16 protein-coding genes are annotated in these 20,969 nt (G+C 65.9%); 7 read left to right on the top strand and 9 right to left on the bottom strand.

Annotated features, from left to right (window positions below):
- The first annotated feature begins 58 nt into the window (after positions 1 to 58).
- Positions 59 to 1,249, top strand: a complete 1,191-nt coding sequence (locus tag AC1DW2_RS34365; RefSeq protein WP_477008205.1) for an acetylornithine transaminase — start codon at positions 59 to 61, stop codon at positions 1,247 to 1,249.
- A gap of 115 nt (positions 1,250 to 1,364) precedes the next feature.
- On the opposite strand, the gene AC1DW2_RS34360 is transcribed toward AC1DW2_RS34365, so the two are convergent.
- The 3 genes from AC1DW2_RS34360 to pcsA all read right to left on the bottom strand — a co-directional run bounded on the left by AC1DW2_RS34360 (position 1,365) and on the right by pcsA (position 3,919).
- Positions 1,365 to 2,339 (bottom strand): quinone oxidoreductase family protein, encoded by a 975-nt coding sequence (locus tag AC1DW2_RS34360; RefSeq protein WP_477008204.1) that lies wholly within the window; start codon positions 2,337 to 2,339, stop codon positions 1,365 to 1,367.
- 81 nt (positions 2,340 to 2,420) lie between these two features.
- Positions 2,421 to 3,155, bottom strand: a complete 735-nt coding sequence (locus AC1DW2_RS34355; RefSeq protein ID WP_063983222.1) for a TerC family protein — start codon at positions 3,153 to 3,155, stop codon at positions 2,421 to 2,423.
- Positions 3,152 to 3,919 (bottom strand): phosphatidylcholine synthase, encoded by a 768-nt coding sequence (pcsA, locus tag AC1DW2_RS34350; protein ID WP_071917447.1) that lies wholly within the window; start codon positions 3,917 to 3,919, stop codon positions 3,152 to 3,154. The genes AC1DW2_RS34355 and pcsA overlap by 4 nt, the downstream gene beginning before the upstream one ends.
- Before the next feature lie 87 nt (positions 3,920 to 4,006).
- Between pcsA and AC1DW2_RS34345 the strand changes: the two genes are divergently transcribed.
- The gene (locus AC1DW2_RS34345; protein ID WP_477008203.1) at positions 4,007 to 5,191 is read left to right on the top strand and encodes a UbiH/UbiF family hydroxylase; all 1,185 of its coding nucleotides are present in this window, start codon (positions 4,007 to 4,009) and stop codon (positions 5,189 to 5,191) included.
- 6 nt (positions 5,192 to 5,197) lie between these two features.
- Here AC1DW2_RS34345 and AC1DW2_RS34340 read toward each other — a convergent pair whose 3' ends face one another.
- On the bottom strand, positions 5,198 to 6,151 hold the full coding sequence (locus AC1DW2_RS34340) for an AEC family transporter (RefSeq protein ID WP_028147872.1): 954 nt from the start codon (positions 6,149 to 6,151) through the stop codon (positions 5,198 to 5,200).
- 106 nt (positions 6,152 to 6,257) lie between these two features.
- On the opposite strand from AC1DW2_RS34340, the gene hspQ reads away from it, so the two are divergent.
- Positions 6,258 to 6,590: a heat shock protein HspQ gene (hspQ, locus tag AC1DW2_RS34335; protein ID WP_014495177.1), complete on the top strand. Its 333-nt coding sequence runs from the start codon at positions 6,258 to 6,260 to the stop codon at positions 6,588 to 6,590.
- A gap of 97 nt (positions 6,591 to 6,687) precedes the next feature.
- Here hspQ and AC1DW2_RS34330 read toward each other — a convergent pair whose 3' ends face one another.
- A complete protein-coding gene (locus AC1DW2_RS34330; protein ID WP_477008202.1) occupies positions 6,688 to 7,512 on the bottom strand; it encodes an invasion associated locus B family protein in 825 nt (274 codons plus the stop codon).
- A gap of 270 nt (positions 7,513 to 7,782) precedes the next feature.
- On the opposite strand from AC1DW2_RS34330, the gene AC1DW2_RS34325 reads away from it, so the two are divergent.
- The 3 genes from AC1DW2_RS34325 to AC1DW2_RS34315 all read left to right on the top strand — a co-directional run bounded on the left by AC1DW2_RS34325 (position 7,783) and on the right by AC1DW2_RS34315 (position 12,445).
- A complete protein-coding gene (locus AC1DW2_RS34325; RefSeq protein WP_477008201.1) occupies positions 7,783 to 9,630 on the top strand; it encodes an extracellular solute-binding protein in 1,848 nt (615 codons plus the stop codon).
- Positions 9,631 to 9,634: 4 nt separating this feature from the next.
- Entirely contained in the window at positions 9,635 to 11,137 is a 1,503-nt protein-coding gene (locus AC1DW2_RS34320; RefSeq protein ID WP_477008200.1) for an AMP-binding protein, read from the top strand.
- A gap of 84 nt (positions 11,138 to 11,221) precedes the next feature.
- On the top strand, positions 11,222 to 12,445 hold the full coding sequence (locus tag AC1DW2_RS34315; RefSeq protein ID WP_477008199.1) for a GGDEF domain-containing protein: 1,224 nt from the start codon (positions 11,222 to 11,224) through the stop codon (positions 12,443 to 12,445).
- A gap of 55 nt (positions 12,446 to 12,500) precedes the next feature.
- On the opposite strand, the gene AC1DW2_RS34310 is transcribed toward AC1DW2_RS34315, so the two are convergent.
- The 3 genes from AC1DW2_RS34310 to AC1DW2_RS34300 all read right to left on the bottom strand — a co-directional run bounded on the left by AC1DW2_RS34310 (position 12,501) and on the right by AC1DW2_RS34300 (position 17,745).
- Positions 12,501 to 13,631, bottom strand: coding sequence for an acyl-CoA desaturase (locus AC1DW2_RS34310; RefSeq protein ID WP_247310079.1), 1,131 nt, complete (start codon positions 13,629 to 13,631; stop codon positions 12,501 to 12,503).
- A 308-nt stretch (positions 13,632 to 13,939) separates the two neighbouring features.
- Positions 13,940 to 17,458 (bottom strand): transcription-repair coupling factor, encoded by a 3,519-nt coding sequence (mfd, locus tag AC1DW2_RS34305; protein WP_477008198.1) that lies wholly within the window; start codon positions 17,456 to 17,458, stop codon positions 13,940 to 13,942.
- Positions 17,455 to 17,745: an FAD assembly factor SdhE gene (locus tag AC1DW2_RS34300; RefSeq protein ID WP_028147879.1), complete on the bottom strand. Its 291-nt coding sequence runs from the start codon at positions 17,743 to 17,745 to the stop codon at positions 17,455 to 17,457. Before AC1DW2_RS34300 ends, mfd begins: the two co-directional genes overlap by 4 nt.
- Positions 17,746 to 17,931: 186 nt before the next feature.
- Between AC1DW2_RS34300 and recG the strand changes: the two genes are divergently transcribed.
- A complete protein-coding gene (gene recG / locus AC1DW2_RS34295; RefSeq protein ID WP_477008197.1) occupies positions 17,932 to 20,040 on the top strand; it encodes an ATP-dependent DNA helicase RecG in 2,109 nt (702 codons plus the stop codon).
- Here the strand turns inward: recG and panE are convergent.
- A complete protein-coding gene (gene panE / locus AC1DW2_RS34290; RefSeq protein ID WP_477008196.1) occupies positions 20,037 to 20,966 on the bottom strand; it encodes a 2-dehydropantoate 2-reductase in 930 nt (309 codons plus the stop codon). The genes recG and panE overlap by 4 nt on opposite strands.
- Positions 20,967 to 20,969: the final 3 nt, after the last annotated feature.

Raw genomic sequence — 20,969 nt, 5'->3', positions numbered from 1 at the left:
GTGCGGCCTTTCTGCTTTTTGCGCCCCTTTTTCCACCCCGTCCCCACAGGAGTTCGACATGACCACGCATCCGTTTGACGCGCTGATGGACATCACCGCACGGCCCAAGGCCGTGTTCGTCCGCGGCGCCGGCTCCTACCTCTGGGACGACAGCCGCAAGCGCTATCTCGATTTCGTGCAGGGCTGGGCCGTGAACTGCCTCGGTCACTCCCCGCCCGCGATCGCCGATGCGCTTTCCGCGCAGGCAAAGCGGTTGCTGACGCCAAGCCCGGCGTTCTACAACGAGCCGAGCCTGAAACTTGCCGAGCGGCTTGTCGCAAACAGCGCGTTCGACCAGGTGTTCTTTGCCAACTCGGGCGCCGAAGCCAACGAGGGCGCGATCAAGCTCGCGCGCAAATACGGCAGCCTGCACAGGAACGGCGCGTTCGAGATCATCAGCTTCGCAGGCGGCTTCCACGGCCGGACGCTGGCGACGATGTCGGCCTCGGGCAAGAAGGCGTTCGAGCCGCTGTTCGAGCCGAAGGTCGCGGGCTTCAAGAAGGCGAAGCTGAACGACATCGCCTCGGTCGAGGAGCTGATCAACGACAACACCGTCGCGGTGATGCTGGAGCCGATCCAGGGTGAATCCGGCGTGTGGCCCGCGACCGATCAGTTCCTGAAGGAGCTGCGCGCGCTCACCGACGCGCACGGCCTGCTGCTCATTTTTGACGAGATCCAGACCGGCATGGGCCGGACCGGAAAACTCTTCCACTACGAGCACACAGGCATCGCGCCCGACATCATGACGCTCGGCAAAGGCATCGGCGGTGGCGTGCCGCTCGCAGCCCTGCTCGCAACCGAACGTGCCTCCTGCTTCGAGCACGGCGACCAGGGCGGCACGTTCAACGGCAACCCGATCATGTGCGCGGCGGGGTTGGCAGTGCTCGAGGAGGTCTGCAAGCCCGACTTCCTGAAGTCGGTCACCGAGACCGGCCTGCTGCTCGAAAGCGAGTTGCAGAAGGTCTCGGCCCGGCACGGCCTTGGCGGCGTGCGGGGACGTGGCCTCTTGCTCGCGCTCGACCTCAAGCTGCCGATCGCGCCAGGCATCGTCGCGCAGGCGTTCGAGGCCGGCGTGCTCCTGAACGCGCCGCAGCTCGACACGCTGCGCTTCATGCCGGCGCTGAATGTCACGCGGGCCGAGATCGCCGAGATGATCGATTGTCTCGACGGGATTTTGACCAGGGCCGGCGCGGCACGGCGGGTCGCGTAAACGCCCTCGCCGTCATGGCCGGGCTTGTCCCGGCCATCCACGCCTTGAGGCGCGGCACAAAGAACGTGGATGCCCGGGACAAGCCCGGGCATGACGACTTTAATGGAGCAACTTGCTACGGCTTCAGGATCGACGCGCCGGTGGTCTTGCGGCTTTCGAGATCGATATGCGCCTTGGCGGCGTCCTTGAGCGCGTAGGCGTGGTTGATCGGCACGTGCAGCTTGCCGTTGATGACGGCGGCGAACAGCGTGTCGGCGCCTTCCAACAGCTCCTTGCGCGTGCCGACGTAGTCGTTGAGCTTCGGCCGCGTCGCAAACAGCGAGCCGTGATTGTTGAGCTCGGCGATCGAGAACGGCGGCACGGGCCCCGAGGCATTGCCGAACGAGACGAACATGCCGAGCGGCTTCAGGCAGGACAGCGAGCCCGGGAAGGTCGCCTTGCCGACACCGTCATAGACGACGTCGCAGCCCTCGTTGCGGCTGATCTGCTTCACGCGCGCGACGAAATCCTCTTCGTTGTAGAGGATGACGTGGTCGCAGCCATTGGCCTCCGCAAGCTCCGCCTTCTCGCGCGAGCCGACCGTGCCGATGACGTGCGCGCCGAGCGCCCTCGCCCATTGACAGGCGAGCAAGCCGATGCCGCCGGCCGCGGCATGGATCAGCACGCGGTGATGCGGCTCGACCTTGAAGGTCTTGTGCAGGAGATACCAGACCGTCAGCCCCTTCAGCATCAGCACGGCGCCCTGCTCGTGCGTGATGTGGTCGGGCAGCTTGACCAGCTTCTCCCAGGGGATGTTGCGCTCGCCGGTATAGGCGCCGAGATTGTGGTAGTAGGCCACGCGATCGCCGGGATGGAAATGCGTCACGCCGGGCCCGACGGCGATGACCTCGCCCGACGCCTCGTTGCCGGCGATGAAGGGCAGCCCCGGCGCCTTGTAGAGGCCGGTGCGATAATAGACGTCGATGAAGTTCAACCCGACCGCATGCTGGCGGATGCGCACCTCGCCGGAAGCCGGCGCCGGGACCTCGACGCTCTCATAGACCAGGGCTTCGGGGCCTCCGACCTTGTGCACACGGACGGCTTTGGTCATCACCTGACCTCCTCTCGGTCTTCTCGCCGCTGAGCGAAAGACATCGCGCCCGCCTTGTCAACTCGACCCAGATTGGAACGGCTAAACGGACGACTTGCGGACTTTCCTGCGGTTGCGCTTCGCCAGCACGTTGAAGAATTCCACTGCCGCCGAGAACGCAATTGCGAAGTAGATGTAGCCGCGCGGAATGTGGAATTGGAATCCGTCCGCGACCAGCGCGACGCCGATCAGCACCAGGAACGCCAACGCCAGCATCTTGGTGGTCGGATGCTCCGCGACGAACCGCGACACCGGCCCCGATGAAATGTACATGATCAGGCAGGCGATCACGACCGCCGCGATCATGATCTCGATGTCCTGCGCCATGCCGATCGCGGTGATGATCGAGTCCAGCGAGAACACGATGTCGATGACGATGATCTGGACGATCACCCAGAAGAACGCGCTGCCGCCGGACTCCCGGTCGCCCTCGCCGTCATCGGCTTCGACCTCGGCGTGGATCTCGTGCGTCGCCTTGGCGATCAGGAACAGGCCGCCGCCGATCAGGATGAGATCGCGCCAGGAGAAGCCGTAACCTGAAAACGAAAACACCGGCGCGGTCAGGCCGATCAGCCAGACCAGCAGGCTGAGCAGGATGATGCGAAAGATCAGTGCCAGCGCGAGCCCGATCTGGCGGGCGCGGTGGGCCTGCTTCTCGGGGATGCGCGAGACGATCACCGACAGGAAGATGACGTTGTCGATGCCGAGCACGATCTCGAGCGCGGTCAAGGTGAGCAGCGCGGCCCAGGCTTCAGGACTAGTGAGGAGGTGCATCATGCGAAGGATCTTGCCAGGCGGATCAAGGCGTCGCTGAAGCTGATCCAGAGCGCGATGGCGCAGAGCACGATGGTCACGCCGGTGCCGACGCGAAAATCCATCTCCAGCACATAGAGGCCGAGCACGGCCCAGATCGCGATCAGCGACATCGTCAGCCAGCGCAGCCGAACCACCCGGACCGGATGCAGCACGTGGAACGGCACGAAGGTCAGCACGACAAGCGCCGCGACCAGCAGCGTCGATACCAGCGGCGGCCAGTGCAGCAGGAACAGGTAGAACGCCGCCGCATTCCACAGCGCCGGAAAGCCGCGGAAATGATTGTCGTCCGCCTTCATACGCAGATCGGCGAAATATAGTGCGCTGGTGACGATGATGGCGATGCCGAGCAGCGGCGCGGCCACCGGCAGCAACAGCCCGCTCGCCACGATCGCATAGGCCGGCACGAACACATAGGTGACGAAGTCGACCACGAGATCGAGCACGTCTCCCGACCAGTTCGGCTGCACATCCTTGACCTTCAGCAGGCGGGCGATCGGCCCGTCGATCGCATCGATGATCAGGGCAACGCCCAGCCACTGAAACATCGCCGCCCAATGCTCGCGCACGGCCTCCAGCATCGCCAGCAGCGCGATGGCCGCGCCGAATGCGGTGAAGATGTGCACCGAGAAGGCCGCGGCGCGGATCGCCGGTCTCGGCTTCAGGGAATCCTCTTGGGTATCCATGGCTTCTGCTATCAGAATGAGACCGGTTTGCACATCCGCCATTGCGGCGCTCGGTCGCACAATTCGCCATAAAATCAAGGAAATATAGCCGGGCTTGAATTTGCCGCGCAGCATGTCAATTGTCGTTCCATGACAGATGCATCGACACTCCATGACGCGGCCGTGATCGGCGGCGGACCGGCGGGACTGGCGGCCGCCATCGCACTGGCGCAGGCCGGCGCGCGGACCGCGCTGGTGGCGCGGCGCGTGCCCTATGCCGACAACCGCACCACCGCCCTGCTCGGCGCCTCCGTCGATCTCCTGGAGAGCCTCGATGTCTGGCCGCGCTGCAAGGGCAAGGCGGCCGCGCTCGAAATCATGCGCCTCGTCGACGACACCGGCCGGCTGTTCCGGGCGCCGGAGGTCCGGTTCTCCTGCCACGAAATCGCGCTCGACGCCTTCGGCTACAATATCGACAACCGCTCGCTGATGCTGGCGATGGAAGAACGCGCGGCCGAGTTGCCCAACCTCGTCCGTTGCGATGACGAGGCCGAAAGCGTCGTCATCGAAGCCGACGACGTCGCGATCCGCACGGCGTCCGCTGAATTCCTCACGGCCCGGCTCGTGGTCGGCGCCGACGGCCGGCACTCGCTGTGCCGGGAAGCCGCCGGCATCGCGGTGACGCGACGCGACCTGACGCAGACCGCGCTGACCTTCAACGTCGGCCACGCGCGCCCGCATCGCAACGTCTCGACCGAGTTCCACACGCCGCATGGCCCTTGCGTGTTCGTGCCCCTGCCCGGCGACCGCTCCAGCATCGTCTGGGTCTCGGCCCTCGCCGAGGCCGAGCGGCTTCGCGGCTTGAGCGACGCGGAGCTGTCCGCCGCGATCGAGAAGCAGTCGCATTCCATTTTGGGACGCATGACGGTCGAGCCGGGCCGCAACCTTTTCCCGCTGGCGATCGAACGTCCAAAATCCTTCGGGCGCGACCGCATCGCGCTGGTCGGCGAAGCCGCCCATGTGGTCCCGCCGATCGGCGCCCAGGGCCTCAACCTTGGTCTGCGCGATGCCGCTGACATCGCCAGGCTCGCGGGCGAAGCGATCGCTGCGGGCCAGGATCCCGGCGCGCCCGACGTGCTCAAGCGCTACGACCGGGCGCGGCGTCCGGACATTTTGAGCCGCACGTTTGCGATCGACATCGCCAACCGCTCCCTGCTCAACGATTTCCTGCCGCTCCAGCCGGTCCGCGCGGTCGGCATGCACCTGCTCGGCGCCATCGGCCCGCTCAGGCGCTTCGCCATGCGCGAGGGCCTGACCCCGACGTGGCGGCGGTAGGCTCGCTTACGGAAACGCCAGCCGGCCAGTCTGGATCGCCCACATCACGCTGGTCAGCGTGACCACGGACGCGAAGGTCCCGAGCAGCACCGCGACGGAGGCGGATTCGATCCAGGCGTCGTTCTGCCGCGCGATCACGAACACGTTGAGCGCCGGCGGCAGCGAGGCCATCAGCACGGCGGTCGCGGCCCAGGGCTGCGCGAACGGTCCGAACGCCAGCATCAGGCCGAACGCGGCGAGCGGGTGGATCAAGAGCTTCACGGCGATCACGCCCGGCACCTCCCACGGCACCCGGTTGAACGGGCGGAGCGCCACGGTCACGCCGAGCACGAACAGCGCGGTCGGTGCGGCTGCGTTCTGAAGGAACGTGATGGTGCGATCGAGTGCGACCGGCAGCTCGATATGAAGCGCCGCCACGGCCGCGCCAAAGCAGGCCGACATGATCAGCGGGTTGAGCACGATCTGCTTCAGCACGACGCCGAAGGCATGGACCAGCGAGGGATGGTCGCGGTCGGAGAGCTCGATCAGCAGCGGCACGATCGTGAACAGGAAGATGCTGTCGCAGCAGAAGATCAGCGCGGTCGGCGCCGACGCCTTCGGCCCAAGCACGGCGAGCGCCAGCCCCGGCCCCATATAGCCGATATTGCCATAGCCGCCGGAGAGGCCCGCAAGCGTCGCCTCGCGCAGCGTCAGCCGTCCCAAAACTTTGCCGACCACCAGCGCCAGGGTGAACGCCGCAACCGTGGACAGCGTGGTCGCGACCAGGAACGGCGGGTTGTTCAATTCCGCAAACGGCGTCTTCGACATGATCGCGAACAGCAGCGCCGGCAGCGACACGTAGAGCAGGAAGAAGTTCATCCAGGCGAGGCCTGATTCTGGCAGCGACTTGGCCTTGCCGCAAGCGAATCCAACAAAGATCAAGCCGAAATAAGGTAGCGCCAGATTGAGGATATCGATCATTGATGAAGTGTTTTCTGAAGATTTGGGGGCTATCCACCCCTTAGTCGAAGGTCAATTCCAGGTCAGGGCACTAGCATCGGCCACAATCCTGGTCTATCGACGGGGAATGATTAAAGCGAGGACCGCCAAATTCCAGATCGGACAGGTCGTTCGCCACCGGATCTTCTCGTTCCGGGGGGTGATCTTCGACATCGATCCGGAATTCAACAACACCGAGGAGTGGTGGCTGTCGATTCCCGAAGAGGTGCGGCCTCACAAGGACCAGCCGTTCTACCATCTGCTCGCGGAGAACGCGGAGTCGGAATACGTCGCCTATGTCTCCGAGCAGAACCTGGTGCCGGACGATTCCGGCGAGCCGATCCGCCATTCCCAGGTCGCCGAGATCTTCATCAAGGACAAGACCGGCGGCTATCGCCCGCGCAATCCGTCGCTGAACTGAGCCGACCGCGCTTGAACTGAGTTTTGCCGCCATCAAGCGGCCAGCAAAAAAGGCGCTCGAACCGAGCGCCTTTTTCATGTCCGGGATTTTAGCCCGCTTACTTCTGACCGGTCGGAGCCGCGCCGGGCGCGCCACCGTTCTGCTCGAGCTTCTTGCGCTGCTCGTCGGCCTTCTTCTGAAGCTCTTCCTGAAGCTTCTTCTGGGTTTCCTCGAACACCTTCGGATCGGTCGGCGGACCGTCATAGGCCTTCTGGAATTCGCCGGCGAGCGGCAGCGGCAGCGTCAAGGGCGCACCGTTCGCATTGATCGCCTGGACAACGAGGTTCTGGCCCTTCTTCATGTTGCCGATGAGCTCGGGCGTGGCCTCGTAGTCGGACATGCAGCCATTCTGGAAGCAGATCACGTAGGGGCTCTGCAACGGCGCATTGTTGTCCACGATGATGCGGGTGCCGTGCACGAGCTGCATGCCGAGCGGCAGCGTCACGCGCAGGATCTTCTTGGGCTCACCTTCCGGCTCAATGATCACGGCCGCGATGACCGGCTGGCCCGACTCGATGCGGCCGTCCTTGCCGGTGAAGCAGACCTGCTTGGCGTTGGCGTCCTGGCCCTTGAGGCAGAACTTGGTCCAGGGGGCGTAGATCAGCTGGATCTGCTGATCGGCCGGCTGGGCCGCGGCGCCCTGCTGCGCCGGAGCGCCCTGCGCGGGAGCCGGCTGGGCGGGAGCCTGGGCAGCCGGTGCCGGAGCCTTGGGGGCAGCCTTCGGAGCGGCTTTCGGGGCCGCCTTGGGCGCGGCAGGCGCGCCGGGGGCCGGCGCGGGAGCCTGGGCCTCAGCAGCAAACGGGACGACCAACGCCGTCGCCGTCAACAGGGCGAAAAGTCGCCCGCGCGGCCGGACGGACGCGGCCAAGTAACGGAAATTCATTGCGGAAAACCCTTTCTGAACGGGAAGTGCCCGAACCGCTCCGAAGCGCCGAACCGAGCCGCCTGGCGCGGCTCTCTCCCCGTCAATTGAGGCGGATAAGTGACGGGCTCGACGCTCTTGCGCGATTGCCTGCCTTCTTAACGTGGCCGACGAAAAGATCAATGCCGACAAGCGTCTTTGACCACGCCTTGAACCGCTCCCTGGCCTGCGATCCGTGAAATTCCTTGTGATAGGATTCAGGCCCGCAGGTCCTCGAATCAACGTGTGCCGATGTCCATGTTCCAGCGCCTTCTCGAGGGCCTTCGTGAGGGCCTTGGCACCCGCCTCTGTCTTCTTGCCTTCGTCGTCGCCTCCGCGCTCTCCGCAAGCGGCGCACGGGCTGGGGAAGCCCATGCCATCGCGATGCACGGCAAGCCGGCGATGCCGGCCGATTTCACCCACATGCCCTACGCCAACCCTGATGCCCCCAAGGGCGGCCGGCTCACCTGGGGCATTCTCGGCACCTTCGACAGCCTCAATCCCTTCATCGTCAGGGGATTGGCCGTGCAGCCGGTGCGGAACTATGTGGTCGAGAGCCTGCTCGCACGCGGCAATGACGAGGCGTTCACGCTCTACGGCCTGCTCGCCAGATCGGTCGAGACCGATGACACGCGGAGCTTTGTCACGTTCCGCCTCGATCCCCGCGCCCGCTTCTCCGACGGCAAGCCGGTCCTGGCGGAGGATGTGCTGTTCTCCTGGCAGCTGCTGCGCGATCACGGCCGCCCCAACCATCGGCAATATTACGCCAAGGTCGCCAAGGCCGAGGCGCCCGACCCTCTCACCGTCCGCTTCGACCTGGCTGGCGCCAACGACCGGGAATTGCCGCTGATCCTCGGCCTGATGCCGATCCTGCCGAAGCATGCAGTGGATGTCGCAACCTTCGAGGAGACGACGCTGACCGGCCCGATCGGCTCGGGCCCGTATCGGATCATGGCGGTGAAGCCCGGCGCCAGCGTGACCTTGACCCGCAATCCCGACTATTGGGGTCGCGACCTGCCCATCAATCGCGGGCTCTACAATTTCGACGAGATCAGGCTCGACTATTTTCGCGAGGCCAATGGCCAGTTCGAAGCCTTCAAGCGCGGCCTCTATGATTTCCGCGTCGAGCACGAGCCGCTGCGCTGGCACGACGGTTACGACTTTCCAGCCGCCAAAAGCGGCGAAGTGATCCGCGACACCATCAAGCCCGGCGTGCCGCAGCCTTCCGAATTCCTGGTGTTCAACACGCGCCGTCCGATCTTCGCCGACATCCGCGTGCGCCGGGCACTGACGCTGCTGTTCGATTTCGAGCTGGTCAACCGCAACTACTTCTTCGGACTCTATTCGCGCGTTGCGGGCTATTTCGCCGGCTCCGACCTGTCGGCCTATGGCCGGCCTGCGGATGCGCGCGAACGCGAGCTGCTGAAGCCCTTCGCCGCGCAGATCCCCCCCGACGTCATGGACGGCAGCTACCGCCTGCCCGTCACCGACGGCTCGGGGCGCGACCGGACGACGCTGCGCGCGGCACTCAAGCTCCTGTCGGACGCCGGTTACGATCTCGACGGCACAGTCCTGCGCAACCGCGCGACAAAAGCCCCCTTCACCTTCGAGATGCTGGTGACGACCCGCGACCAGGAGCGCATCGCGCTCGCGTTCCAGCGCGACCTCAAGCGCGCCGGCATCGAGCCGAGCGTTCGCGCGGTCGATCCCGTGCAGTTCGACCAGCGCCGGCTCGCTTACGAGTTCGACATGATCCAGAACCGCTGGGACCAGTCGCTGTCGCCCGGCAACGAGCAGTATTTCTATTGGGGGAGCGCTGCCGCCGACAATCCGGGCACCCGCAACTACATGGGCGCCAAAGATCCCGCCGTCGATGCCATGATCGACGCTCTCCTCGAGGCCCGTGATCACACGGCCTTCGTCTCGGCGGTGCGGGCGCTCGACCGCACCTTGATCTCCGGTTTCTATACAATCCCCCTGTTTAACGTATCCGAGCAATGGATCGCGCGCTGGAATCGGATAGAACGGCCAAAGGCCACCGCGCTGTCCGGCTACCTGCCGGAGACCTGGTGGTCGAAGGGGCAGCCGCAAGCGAAGTGACGCCGTGAATCAGCCAGCCGTATCGCCGACGCTCGACACGCTGTTTCAGCGCACGCTGATGCGGCAACCGCACGCGCCCGCCCTGCTCGATCCCCTCAACAAGGCTCGCGTGACCGGCCACCAGCCGCGGCGGATGACCTACGCCGAGGCCGACACCGCCATCGAGGCCCTGTCGGCGCATTTCGTCGAATCGGGCCTGCCGGCCAATTCCGTCATCGCGATCCAGCTGCCTGCTACGGTCGAGTTCGTGCTGACTGTGCTCGCCGCGCATCGCGCCGGGCTCGTCGTCGCGGTGCTGCCGCTGCTCTGGCGCCATGCGGAACTGACCGCCGCGCTGAACCGCACCGCGGCGCGCGCCATCGTCACCATGAGCAAGGTCGACGGCGTCAGCTATTCCGACCTCGCCATGCACGCCGCCGCGGAGGCCTTCTCGATCCGTTACGTCTGCGGTTTCGGCGCCGACCTGCCCGAGGGCATGGCCTCGCTCGACGACGTGCTGGCCCGCCCGCCGGGCACCACGCGCGCTGTGATCCAGGACGGCCGCAAGGCGGCGATGATCTCCTTCGACGTCACCGCGGAAGGCTTTCGCCCGGTGCCGCGGCCGCATTTCAGCCTGATCGCCGGCGGGCTCGCGATGTCGCTGGAAGCCGACATCAAGCAGGGCGCGACCGTGATGGCGGCGTTCACGCCGATGTCGTTCGCAGGCCTCGCCTCCTCGCTCGCGGTGTGGCTGCTCTGCGGCGGCACGCTGGCGCTGCATCATCCCTTCGAGAACGACGTGCTGGAGCAGCAAATCAACGAGCACGAATGCGAGGTGCTGATCGCCCCCGCGCAGCTCGCGCTGCGGCTCGGCGAGGCCGACCTCGCGGCGCGGATGCCGAGCTTGCGCAACGTCATCGGCCTCTGGCGCGCGCCCGAGCAGGTGGCGGCGAGCGATGCCTGGATCGCGCCGCATGCACCGCTGACCGACGTCTATCTGTTCGGCGAGGCCGGGCTGTTCGGCGCCCGCCGCGGCGAGGACGGCATGCCTGTTGCGGTGATGCCCGGACCGCACGGCGCCCCGCGCGAGCAGTCCGGTTCCTCCATCGCCGGCGAGATCCTGCTGACGCCCAGGGGCACGCTCGGCCTGCGCGGAGCGATGGTGCCGATCGCGGCCTACGCGCCGCCGCAGCCGGTCGGCGACACGCTGACGGCGCAGCCGCCGCGCGATTATGTCGACACCGGCTATGCCGCGCGGCTCGACCGTCCGAGCGGCGCGATCTGCATCACCGCACCGCCCTCCGGCATCATGGCCGTCGGCGGCTACCGCTTCCTGTCCAACGATCTCCAGGAATGGGCGCGCCGGCTCGGCCAGGGCGCCCTGCTCACCGCGCTGCCCGACCGGCTCTCGGGTCACCGGCTCGCAGGACGGGCGCAAGACAATGGCCGCGCCCGCGAAGCGCTCAATGAACTCGGGCTTAACCCCCTGATGGTCGAGGCTTTTCGCGACCGCTCCGGGCCGGTTTAAGCGCAGTTTCGACCCATCCATTGACGCTGCATTAAGGCAACCGGACTAGATTGCGCAGCATCTGTTGCGTGATCAGAGTTTGCGATGTCCCAGGCGGGCCCGATCCTGTTTGTGTCCAACGCCCAGCGGCCGCCTTTCATTGCGGCCCTGGACGAGGCCCGTCTGTTTCCCGTCGTCGACGCCGACTGGGCCAGCGCGGCGCGCGCGGTCGAGCAGGTGCAGCCGGCCGCGGTTCTCGCCGCGATGCATGCCGGGCACGAGCCCCACCTGGCGACGCTCGCCAGGAAGATCACGGACCAATCGCCCTACCTGCCGTTCGTGGCGCTCGATGCTGCGGGCACGCTGCCGCAGAACGCCCTGCCCTTCTCCTCGCGCGGCGGCAATTCCGACCGCCTCGTCGCGCGGCTCCGCGCCGCGCTACGCGTACGCACTCTCCATGCGACGGTTCTGCGCCGGCTGCCGGACGCGAAAGTCGGGTTGCCGGAGGGGGATCCGGCACGCGAGGCAACGGTGCTCCTGATCGGCCGCGGAGCAGCCTATCCTGCGCTCTCCGTCGCACTCGGCGAACGCGTCGGGGTCGTCGGCGCGCTCTCGATCGAGGCCGCGGCCAAGCATCTCAACACCCGCGACATCGATGGCGTCGTACTCGCCGAAGGCTTTACCGCGCGCGTCACCGACGCCTTCCTCACGGTGCTCGCCGAAGACACCCGATTCCGCAGCCTGCCCGTGGTTGTCACCGCGCACCAGCTCGCGCAGACTTACGACCTGCCCAATCTCGAGCTGATCCCGGGCGAGCCGGCGAAGGTCGCCGCCAACGCGCTGCCGCTGATCCGCCAGCACGCGATGGAAGCGCAACTGAGCCGCACGCTGCGTTCGATCGATGCCGGCGGCTGGCTCGACCCGCGCAGCGGCCTGCTCACGGTGGAAGCTTTTGCCCGCGATTTCGCCAAGGCGGTCGAGCAGGCTCTTGCCCGCGGCGGCGGCCTCTCCGTGGCGCGCTTCGCCTTCGAGCCCGGCAATTCCCGTGCCCAGCTCGACGCCGCGCGGATCCTGAGCCGACTGATGCGGCAGATGGATTTTGGCGTGGCGCAGAAAGACGGTTCCGTCATCGTCGTGTTCGCGGAGACCGACTTCCGCACCGCCCACATGATCGCCCGCCGCCTGTCGGCGGTGATGCGGCACACCTCCAATGGTAAGCACGAGATGCGCAGCGATCCCGTCGTCAGCGTGGACTCRCTGTCGCCGTCGGATACGGCGCGGTCACTGCTCGGGCGTCTCTCAGCCGACGCGTCGCGCGCGGCGTCGTAGTCGCGCGTCAGCAATCCCTGATCTCGTCCGCGCCCCTTGTCCGGGCAACGTGGCGCTAAGCGCCGCCATTCGCGCTAGATTTCGGGGCGGCCGCCAGAGCGGGAGTGGCCAGGAGAAAGCCGACAGTTTCGTTCAGGAGCTCGTGGGCCCGGTCGACGATGTCGTCCAGCGACATCGTCTTTGCGAACATGCGCTGCGCTTCAGCCAGCAACTGGTCGCGAGTCGGCATGCTGGACAGACGCAGGTCGGCACGCTGCTGCAACAGAATGATCGCGTCCCGGACCGACAATTCGGTCTCATGGATCGACGTCTTGATCGCCTGTGCGATGTGTTCAGGATTGAAGCGAGCGGCGAGCTGCTCGGCCGCTTGCTTGATCGCGCGTGATCCCAACCGATGCTCATTGCGCAGGACCTGCTTGGGCGGCATCTTCAGATCCCGGACAATCCCGAGCCAGGACAAAGCCACCAGGATATAATAGGTGAGATCAATCTCGTACCAGTGGAAGCCCTGTCGAGCACTGGCCTGATAGGCGTGGTGATTGTTGTGCCACCCCTCACCCATCGTGACGAGAGCGAGCAGCCAGTTGTTGCGGGAATCGTCGCCGGTCACGTACCGCCTGCGGCCGTGAACATGTGCGAGGGAGTTGATGCAGAACGTGCCGTGATACACGAGCACCGTGCTCCAGAGAAAGCCGACCACGAGTCCTGACCACCCGGCAATGAGGAAGCAGAGGCCCGCGAGCACGAATGCCGGCAGAAGCTCCAATTTGTGCAGCCACATCAACTCGGGATACGACGCCAGATCCGATACTTTCACCAGATCGGTTGCATCGTGCTGCCGGTAGAAGATCCAGCCGAGATGACTGTAGAGGAAGCCCTTGTGCCGGGGCGAATGCACATCCTGCGCCGTATCCGAGTGAAGATGGTGATGGCGATGTTTGGCAGCCCACCAGAGGACGCTTTTCTGAGCGCTGCTCTGGGCCAGGAAGGCCAGGATGAACTGAAACACCCGGCTGGTCGCGTAAGCCCGGTGCGAGAAATACCGGTGATAGCCGGCGGTGATCGCAAACATGCGCAACCAGTACAGAACCGCGCAAATGACTACGGCTTGCCACGAGACGCCCGACCAGATCGCCGCGAAGCATCCCGCGTGGACCAATATGAACGGCAGGACCTGCGGATACATGACGTCGTCGTGTTCGTCACCGTGTTCCTGGCCTGAATCGATATTGATAGACACGCTCGCGACCTCAGAAGTTTCAATGGGCGGGGCAGCCCCGCTTTGCGGTACAAAAAACCCGCGGCCGGTAAACCAGTCGCGGGTCACACGAATCAGGTCATTAGTCAGGCACGCTATCAGCGGCGAGGCCAAGTCGGAGGCCAAGTCGTCGGCCTAACTCGACGTATCGAACATGGCTGTCGTTCGATCATTCCGCAAGTGGCCATATGCCGCTGTCTTGTATCCAAGTACCGCTCCGGTGGCGCTCGGAACAATTACGCCGCCTTCTTGCTCTGCGCCAGCTGTGCCAGCTGCCGCATGATCTCCGTGGTGCCGGCGAGACGCTCTTCCGGTGTCTCCCAGTCCTGCAGGAACACCACCTTCATGTCCGGCCGCACCTTGGCGGCCTGGCCATAGCTGCGGATGAACGACACCAGGCGGTCGGGATGGGCGAACGAATTATCGCGGAAGGCGATGACGGCACCCTTCGGGCCGGCGTCGATCTTCCCGACATTGGCCGTGCGGCAGAACGCCTTGATCGCGGCGACCTTGAACAGATAGCGCACCTCGTCGGGCAGCACGCCGAAACGGTCGCGCATCTCGGCGCCAAAGTTCTCGATCTCCTCCTCGGTGTCGAGATCGGCCAGCCGCCGGTACAGCGACAGCCGCACCGAGAGGTCGCCGACATAGTCTTCCGGAATGAGCACGGGCATGCCGATGGTGATCGAGGGCGACCAGCGGTCGGCGGCAGGCTCGGACACGCCGGCCTTGAGGTTGACGATCGCCTCCTCCAGCATCGACTGGTAGAGCTCGAAGCCGACCTCCTTGATGTGGCCGGACTGCTCCTCGCCGAGCAGGTTGCCGGCGCCGCGGATGTCGAGATCGTGCGAGGCGAGCTGGAAGCCGGCGCCCAGCGTCTCCAGCGATTGCAACACGGTGAGCCGGCGCTCGGCCTGCGCGGTGATCTTCTGCTGCGCCGGCAGCGTGAACAGCGCGTACGCCCTCAGCTTGGAGCGGCCGACGCGGCCGCGGAGCTGATACAGCTGCGCCAGACCGAACATGTCGGCACGGTGCACGATCAGAGTGTTGGCGTTGGGAATGTCGAGGCCGGATTCCACGATGGTGGTCGACAGCAGGATGTCGAACTTGCCGTCGTAGAAGGCGGTCATGATGTCTTCGATCACCGCCGGCGGCATCTGGCCGTGCGCGACCGCGACCTTCATCTCCGGCACGTTCTTGTCGAGGAAGTCCTTGACCTCGGCGAGGTCGTCGATGCGCGGCACGACGTAGAACGCCTGGCCGCCGCGATAGCGCTCGCGCAGCAGCGCCTCGCGGATCATCAGCGGATCGTGCGGGGCAACGAAGGTGCGGACCGCGAGGCGATCGACCGGGGGCGAGGCGATGATCGAGAGCTCGCGGACGCCGGTCAACGCCAGTTGCAGCGTGCGCGGGATCGGCGTCGCCGACAGCGTCAGCACGTGCACCTCGGAGCGAAGCGCCTTCAGCCGTTCCTTGTGGGTGACGCCAAAATGCTGCTCCTCGTCGACGATGACGAGGCCGAGATCGCGGAACTTGATCGCCTTGCCGAGCAGCGCGTGGGTGCCGACGACGATGTCGACCGAGCCGTCGGCAATGCCCTTCTTGACCAGGTTCAGCTCTTTGGTCGGAACCAGGCGCGAGGCCTGCGCCACATTCACTGGAAAGCCCTTGAAGCGGTCGGTGAAGGTCTTGTGGTGCTGGCGGGCGAGCAGCGTGGTCGGCACCACGACCGCGACCTGCTTGCCTTCGAGCGCGACGGCAAAGGCCGCGCGCAAGGCCACCTCGGTCTTACCGAAGCCGACGTCGCCGCAGATCAGCCGGTCCATCGGACGGCCGAGCTCGAGGTCCTTCAGCGTGGATTCGATGGCCCCTAACTGGTCCTCGGTCTCGTCGTAGGGGAAGCGCGCGCAGAACTCGTCATAGAGGCCCGGCTGCACCGGCAGCTTTGGCGCCTCGTGCAAATGGCGCGCGGCGGCGATCTTGATCAGCTCGCCCGCGATCTCGCGGATGCGGTTCTTGAGCTTCGCCTTGCGGGTCTGCCAGCCGCTGCCGCCGAGACGGTCCAGCTCGACCGTGGTCTGGTCGGAGCCGTAGCGCGACAGCAACTCGATGTTCTCGACCGGCAGGAACAGCTTTGTCTCGGCGGCGTAATGCAGCTCGAGGCAGTCATGCGGCGCGCCGGCGACGTCGAGAGTCTGGAGGCCGATGAAGCGACCGATGCCGTGATCGACGTGGACGACGATGTCGCCCGCGGCAAGGCTCGTCACCTCCGAGATGAAATTGTCGAGCTTGCGGCTCGCCTTGCGGGGCCGCACCAGGCGGTCGCCAAGGATGTCCTGCTCGCTGATCAGCGCGATCTCGTCGGTCTCGAACCCGGCCTCCAGGCCGAGCACGGCGAGCATGGTCTCGTTGCGCGGGGTCGCCTGCACCGTTCGCCAGGCGTTGACGCTGGTGGTGTGGGTCAGCTTGTGGTCGCGCAGCATCGAGGTCATGCGGTCGCGCGATCCCTCGCTCCAGAGAGCGATCACGACCTTCTTGCGCTGGGCATGCAGCGCCATCACGTGGCTGACGACGGACTCGAACACGTTGACGGTGGCGTCATTGCGTTCGGGTGCGAAGTCGCGGCCCTTGCGCGCGCCGGCATCGACGATCGTCGCACCATCGGCCGGAACCGAAAACTGCGTCAGCCGCACCAGCGACATCTCGCTCTCGCGCCTGGTCCATTCCTCGTCGGTGAGATAGAGCCTGTCGGGCGGCAGCGGCTTGTAGATGGCACCGCCGCCGGGATGCTCCATCGCATCGCGGCGGGCTTCGTAGTAATCTTGGATCTGCTTGAAGCGCTCGCGAACCGCGTCCTCGGCCTGCGGCTCGATCGCGATGGCCGCGCCTTGCAGATAGTCGAACAGCGTGTCCATCCGGTCCTGGAACAGCGGCAGCCAGTGCTCCATGCCGGGATGGCGGCGGCCCTCGCTGACGGCCTCGTACAGCGCATCGTCGCGCTCGGGCGCGCCGAACTCGGCGACATAGCCCATGCGGAAACGGCGGATGGTGTCGGTGACGAGCTGGAATTCCGAGATCGGCACGAGGTCGAGCGAGCGCATGTCGAGCATCGTGCGCTGGGTCTCGGCGTCGAAGGAGCGGATCGATTCCAGGCTGTCGCCGAAGAAGTCGAAGCGGACCGGCTGGTCGAGGCCGGCCGGAAACAGGTCCAGGATACCGCCGCGCACGGCATATTCGCCGGGCTCGCGCACGGTCGAGGAGCGGTTGTAGCCGTTGTGCTCGAGCCAGGCGACGATGGTCTCCATCGGCACGACATTGCCGGGCGCGACCGACAGCGCCTGCGCCGCGACCAGATCGCGCGTGGGCACGCGCTGCACGATGGCATTCACCGTGGTCAGCACGATCAGAGGCTTGTCGCTGCCGGTCAGCGGCGCAAGCCGCGCCAGTGTGGTCAGGCGCTGCGCCAGGATGCCGCCATGCGGCGAGACGCGGTCATAGGGCTGGCAGTCCCAGGCCGGAAACGTCAGCACCGGCAAATCGGGCGCGAAGAATTGCAGCGCGCGCTCGAGCTGCTGCATTCGCCCACCGTCGCGGCAGACCACGGCAAGGCTGACGGCCGGTTTCTTCGGCCGCGCGGCGATGGCGCGGGCCAGATCGGAGATGACGAGGCCCTCGGCGCCCTCGGCAACATTGGCAAGCGTGAGCGCGCGGCCGGGCGTAAGCAGCTCGGCCGGCGACTTCATCCCCTGTTTCATAAATCGCCGTCCGTAATCGGGAACGCCTTGATGCGCGCAAACAGCGCGCCGGTGACATCAGCTGGCAGCACCTTGTCACCGGTGATGGCGGCATAGAGATCGGGATCGGACTCCTCGAGCAGGGTCTCGAGCTCGGTCAGCTCGTCGTCGGACAGATTGCCGATCTCGGCATCCGCGAAGCGGCCCAGGATCAGGTCCATCTCGCGCGTGCCGCGGTGCCAGCAGCGGAACAGAAGCCGCTTGCGGCGATCGTCCAGCCCGTTGCTCGATCGTGTCGTTCCCGTCATGTCTCAGATCCAGTCAAACGCAGAAAGCCCGGACGTGCCGGGCCGGGGTGATATAGCCACTCGGACCGCCCCTGTCAGCCCTCGATTTGGCATGGCCCGCTGCCCGCGTGGGCGCCGCGAAAAAAGCCGTGGATGCCCGCCATAAAGCCGGGCATGACGGGCCGAAACGATCCTAGATTCGCTCTCATGCGCCCCAGCCTGCTCAATCCGCTGTTTGCTCCCGTGACCAGCCTGCCCGGCGTCGGTCCGAAGCAGGACAAGCTGCTGCAGTACCTGCTCAGCCGCAATGAGACGCCGCGCCTGGTTGACCTGCTGCTGCATTTGCCGAGCCAGGTCATCGACCGCCGTGCGCGGCCAAAGATCCGCGACGCCGTCCAGGGAACCATGTTGACGCTGGAGGTCACCGTCGATCGCCATCGTCCGCCTCCGCCGCGCAACGCCCGCGCGCCCTATCTCGTCTACGCCAGCGACGACACCGGCGACGTCGTGCTGACCTTCTTCCGCGCCAAGCCCGGCTATGTCGAAAAACTGCTGCCTATGGGCGAGAAGCGCTACGTCTCGGGCACGCTGCAGATGTATGACGGCATCCCGCAGATTGTGCATCCCGACCGCGTGCTCGACGAGGAGGCGATCGCAAAACTCTCCGGCATCGATCCGGTCTATCCGCTGACCACCGGTCTGGCACTCGGCTCGCTCCGCCGCGCGGTCGCGCAAGCGCTGCAGAAGCTGCCGGCCCTGCCGGAATGGATCAGCCCGGAGGTGATGCGCCGCTGCAGTTTTCCGACGGTCACCGAGGCACTCAGCCGCGTGCACCAGCCGGTCGAGCTGACAGACATCCTGCCCGAAAAACCCTACTGGTCGCGCCTCGCCTTCGACGAGCTCTTGGCCGGCCAGCTCGCGCTGGCCCTGATCCGCGCGCAATTGCGCCGCCCGGCCGGCGTCCGCAACGCCGGCGACGGTCACTTGCGCAACAAGATCATCGACGCCCTGCCCTATGCATTGACGTCGTCGCAGCGAGAAGCGACCGCCGCGATCGCGAACGATCTGCAACAACCCGTGCGCATGCTGCGCCTGCTTCAGGGCGATGTCGGCTCGGGCAAGACCGTGGTGGCGCTGCTGGCGGCCGCCGCCGTCGCCGAAGTCGGCAAGCAGGCCGCGCTGATGGCGCCGACGGAAATCCTGGCGCGGCAGCACATCAAGACCATCGCCCCGCTCGCGGAGCGCGCAGGGCTGCGCGTGGCCATCCTCACCGGCCGCGAGAAAGGCAAGGAGCGGCGCGAGCTGTTGGCTCAACTCGAAGCCGGCGAGATCAATCTCCTCGTCGGCACCCATGCGCTGATCCAGGACGACGTGATCTTCAACGATCTCGCCCTGGCCGTCGTTGACGAGCAGCATCGTTTCGGTGTGCGCGAGCGCCTCGCGCTGACCTCGAAGGGCGCCGCCGTCGACGTGCTGGTGCTGAGTGCGACGCCGATCCCGCGCACGCTGGTGCTGACCTATTTCGGCGACATGGACATCTCCGAGCTGCGCGAGAAGCCGGCCGGCCGCCAGCCGATCGAGACCCGCACCATATCGATGAGCCGCCTCGATGAGGTCACGGACAGCATCGGCCGGGCCTTGGAGGCAGGCAAGCTGGTCTACTGGATCTGCCCGCTGGTCGAGGAATCCGAGGCCGAAGGCACCGAACACCTGACCAATGCGACCAAACGCTTCGAGAGCTTGCAAAAGCGTTTCGGCGACCGCGTCGGCCTCGTCCACGGCCAGATGAAGGGCACCGAGAAGGACCGCGTGATGGGCCAGTTCGCCGCCCATGAGATCGGCCTTCTGGTTGCGACCACCGTGGTCGAGGTCGGCGTCGACGTGCCGGCCGCGACCATCATGGTGATCGAGAACGCCGAACGGTTTGGCCTGGCCCAGCTGCACCAGCTCCGCGGCCGCATCGGGCGCGGCTCGGAAGCCTCGACCTGCCTCTTGCTGTACAGCGAGCCGCTCGGCGAGATGTCGAAGGCACGTCTGAAGGTGATCCGCGAGACCACCGACGGTTTTCGCATCGCCGAGGAAGATTTGAAGCTGCGCGGCGAAGGCGATGTGCTCGGCGTGCGCCAGAGCGGCCTGCCCGGCTACCGCATCGCGCGCTCGGAGGTGCACGGCCAGCTCATCACCCAGGCTAGAGACGAGGCGCTGCGGATCCTGAAGGACGATCCGAAGCTGAAGGGCGAGCGCGGCGAGGCGCTGCGGTGCCTGCTGTATCTCTACGAGCGGGACGAGGCGATCCCGCTGATCGGAGCGGGTTAGCCTGCTGCTCTTCGGCGCCCGACCTCATAAGCCGCCACATGCGCGCGGGCTAGATCCAGCAGCGGCGTATCGATACCGAGCGTGCGGGCGCGATTGGCCATATCGCCCAGGATATGCTCCGCTTCGGTGACCGAACCACGCTCGATATCGCGCAGCATCGAAGCCTTGAGCGGCGAGTCCAGGGTGGTGAACAGTTTCCGGTCGAACTCGATGAACGGGGCGCGTGGCTCAAAACCCGACGCCGTTGCAACGGCACAGCATTCCGCGAACAGCCGGAAAATGGACTGCTCGCCGTTCGGCACCGCCAAGATGTCGCCGATACTTGCGCGCATCAGGCAAGTGATGCCGGCGAGCGTGCTGAGCTGGACGAACTTCTCCCACATGTCCTGCATGATCGCTTCGCTGGCGCGCACGTCGATGCCGGGGACATGGAGCAGTGTTTCCAGCGCGAGCGCACGCTCGCTCAGCGCCCCGTTGGTCTCGCCGAAGACGATGGTCTGATTGGCCATGAACTGAACGACACGACCATCCGCGTCGAGCCCGGCGCTGACGTTCGCCAGGCCGCCGAGGACGCGCGCAGCACCGAACTTCGCGGTCAGAGCGTCAATATGTTTCAATCCGTTGAGTATCGGCAGAATCATCGTGTTGGCGCCAACGGCCGGGGCAAACTGGGCCATCGCATCGTCGAGCGAGTAGGATTTCACCCCGACCAGCACGACGTCGAACGTCTCCTTGAGATCGTTAGCCAGGACGATCTTCGGCTGCACGGCAAAGTCGCCATGCGGGCTCACGGCCTGCAGTCCATTCCGCCGCAATTGCTCCGCCCGTCCGGGCCGCACCAGAAAGGTCACGTCGCCGCCGGCTCGGGCCAGGCGAGCTCCGTAATAGCCTCCAAGCGCGCCTGCGCCGATCACCAGCACTCTCATTCG

The organism is Bradyrhizobium sp. P3_C3 (assembly GCF_056402655.1).
This window is presented reverse-complemented; position numbering and strand designations above follow the sequence as displayed.

Excerpts from the sequence above, each read along its gene's own strand:
- AC1DW2_RS34365 (WP_477008205.1), top strand. The coding sequence starts at position 59 with ATGACCACGCATCCGTTTGACGCGCTGATGGACATCACCGCACGGCCC.
- AC1DW2_RS34360 (WP_477008204.1), bottom strand. The coding sequence starts at position 2,339 with ATGACCAAAGCCGTCCGTGTGCACAAGGTCGGAGGCCCCGAAGCCCTG.
- AC1DW2_RS34355 (WP_063983222.1), bottom strand. The coding sequence starts at position 3,155 with ATGATGCACCTCCTCACTAGTCCTGAAGCCTGGGCCGCGCTGCTCACC.
- pcsA (WP_071917447.1), bottom strand. The coding sequence starts at position 3,919 with ATGGCGGATGTGCAAACCGGTCTCATTCTGATAGCAGAAGCCATGGAT.
- AC1DW2_RS34345 (WP_477008203.1), top strand. The coding sequence starts at position 4,007 with ATGACAGATGCATCGACACTCCATGACGCGGCCGTGATCGGCGGCGGA.
- AC1DW2_RS34340 (WP_028147872.1), bottom strand. The coding sequence starts at position 6,151 with ATGATCGATATCCTCAATCTGGCGCTACCTTATTTCGGCTTGATCTTT.
- hspQ (WP_014495177.1), top strand. The coding sequence starts at position 6,258 with ATGATTAAAGCGAGGACCGCCAAATTCCAGATCGGACAGGTCGTTCGC.
- AC1DW2_RS34330 (WP_477008202.1), bottom strand. The coding sequence starts at position 7,512 with ATGAATTTCCGTTACTTGGCCGCGTCCGTCCGGCCGCGCGGGCGACTT.
- AC1DW2_RS34325 (WP_477008201.1), top strand. The coding sequence starts at position 7,783 with ATGTCCATGTTCCAGCGCCTTCTCGAGGGCCTTCGTGAGGGCCTTGGC.
- AC1DW2_RS34310 (WP_247310079.1), bottom strand. The coding sequence starts at position 13,631 with ATGTATCCGCAGGTCCTGCCGTTCATATTGGTCCACGCGGGATGCTTC.
- mfd (WP_477008198.1), bottom strand. The coding sequence starts at position 17,458 with ATGAAACAGGGGATGAAGTCGCCGGCCGAGCTGCTTACGCCCGGCCGC.
- AC1DW2_RS34300 (WP_028147879.1), bottom strand. The coding sequence starts at position 17,745 with ATGACGGGAACGACACGATCGAGCAACGGGCTGGACGATCGCCGCAAG.
- recG (WP_477008197.1), top strand. The coding sequence starts at position 17,932 with ATGCGCCCCAGCCTGCTCAATCCGCTGTTTGCTCCCGTGACCAGCCTG.
- panE (WP_477008196.1), bottom strand. The coding sequence starts at position 20,966 with ATGAGAGTGCTGGTGATCGGCGCAGGCGCGCTTGGAGGCTATTACGGA.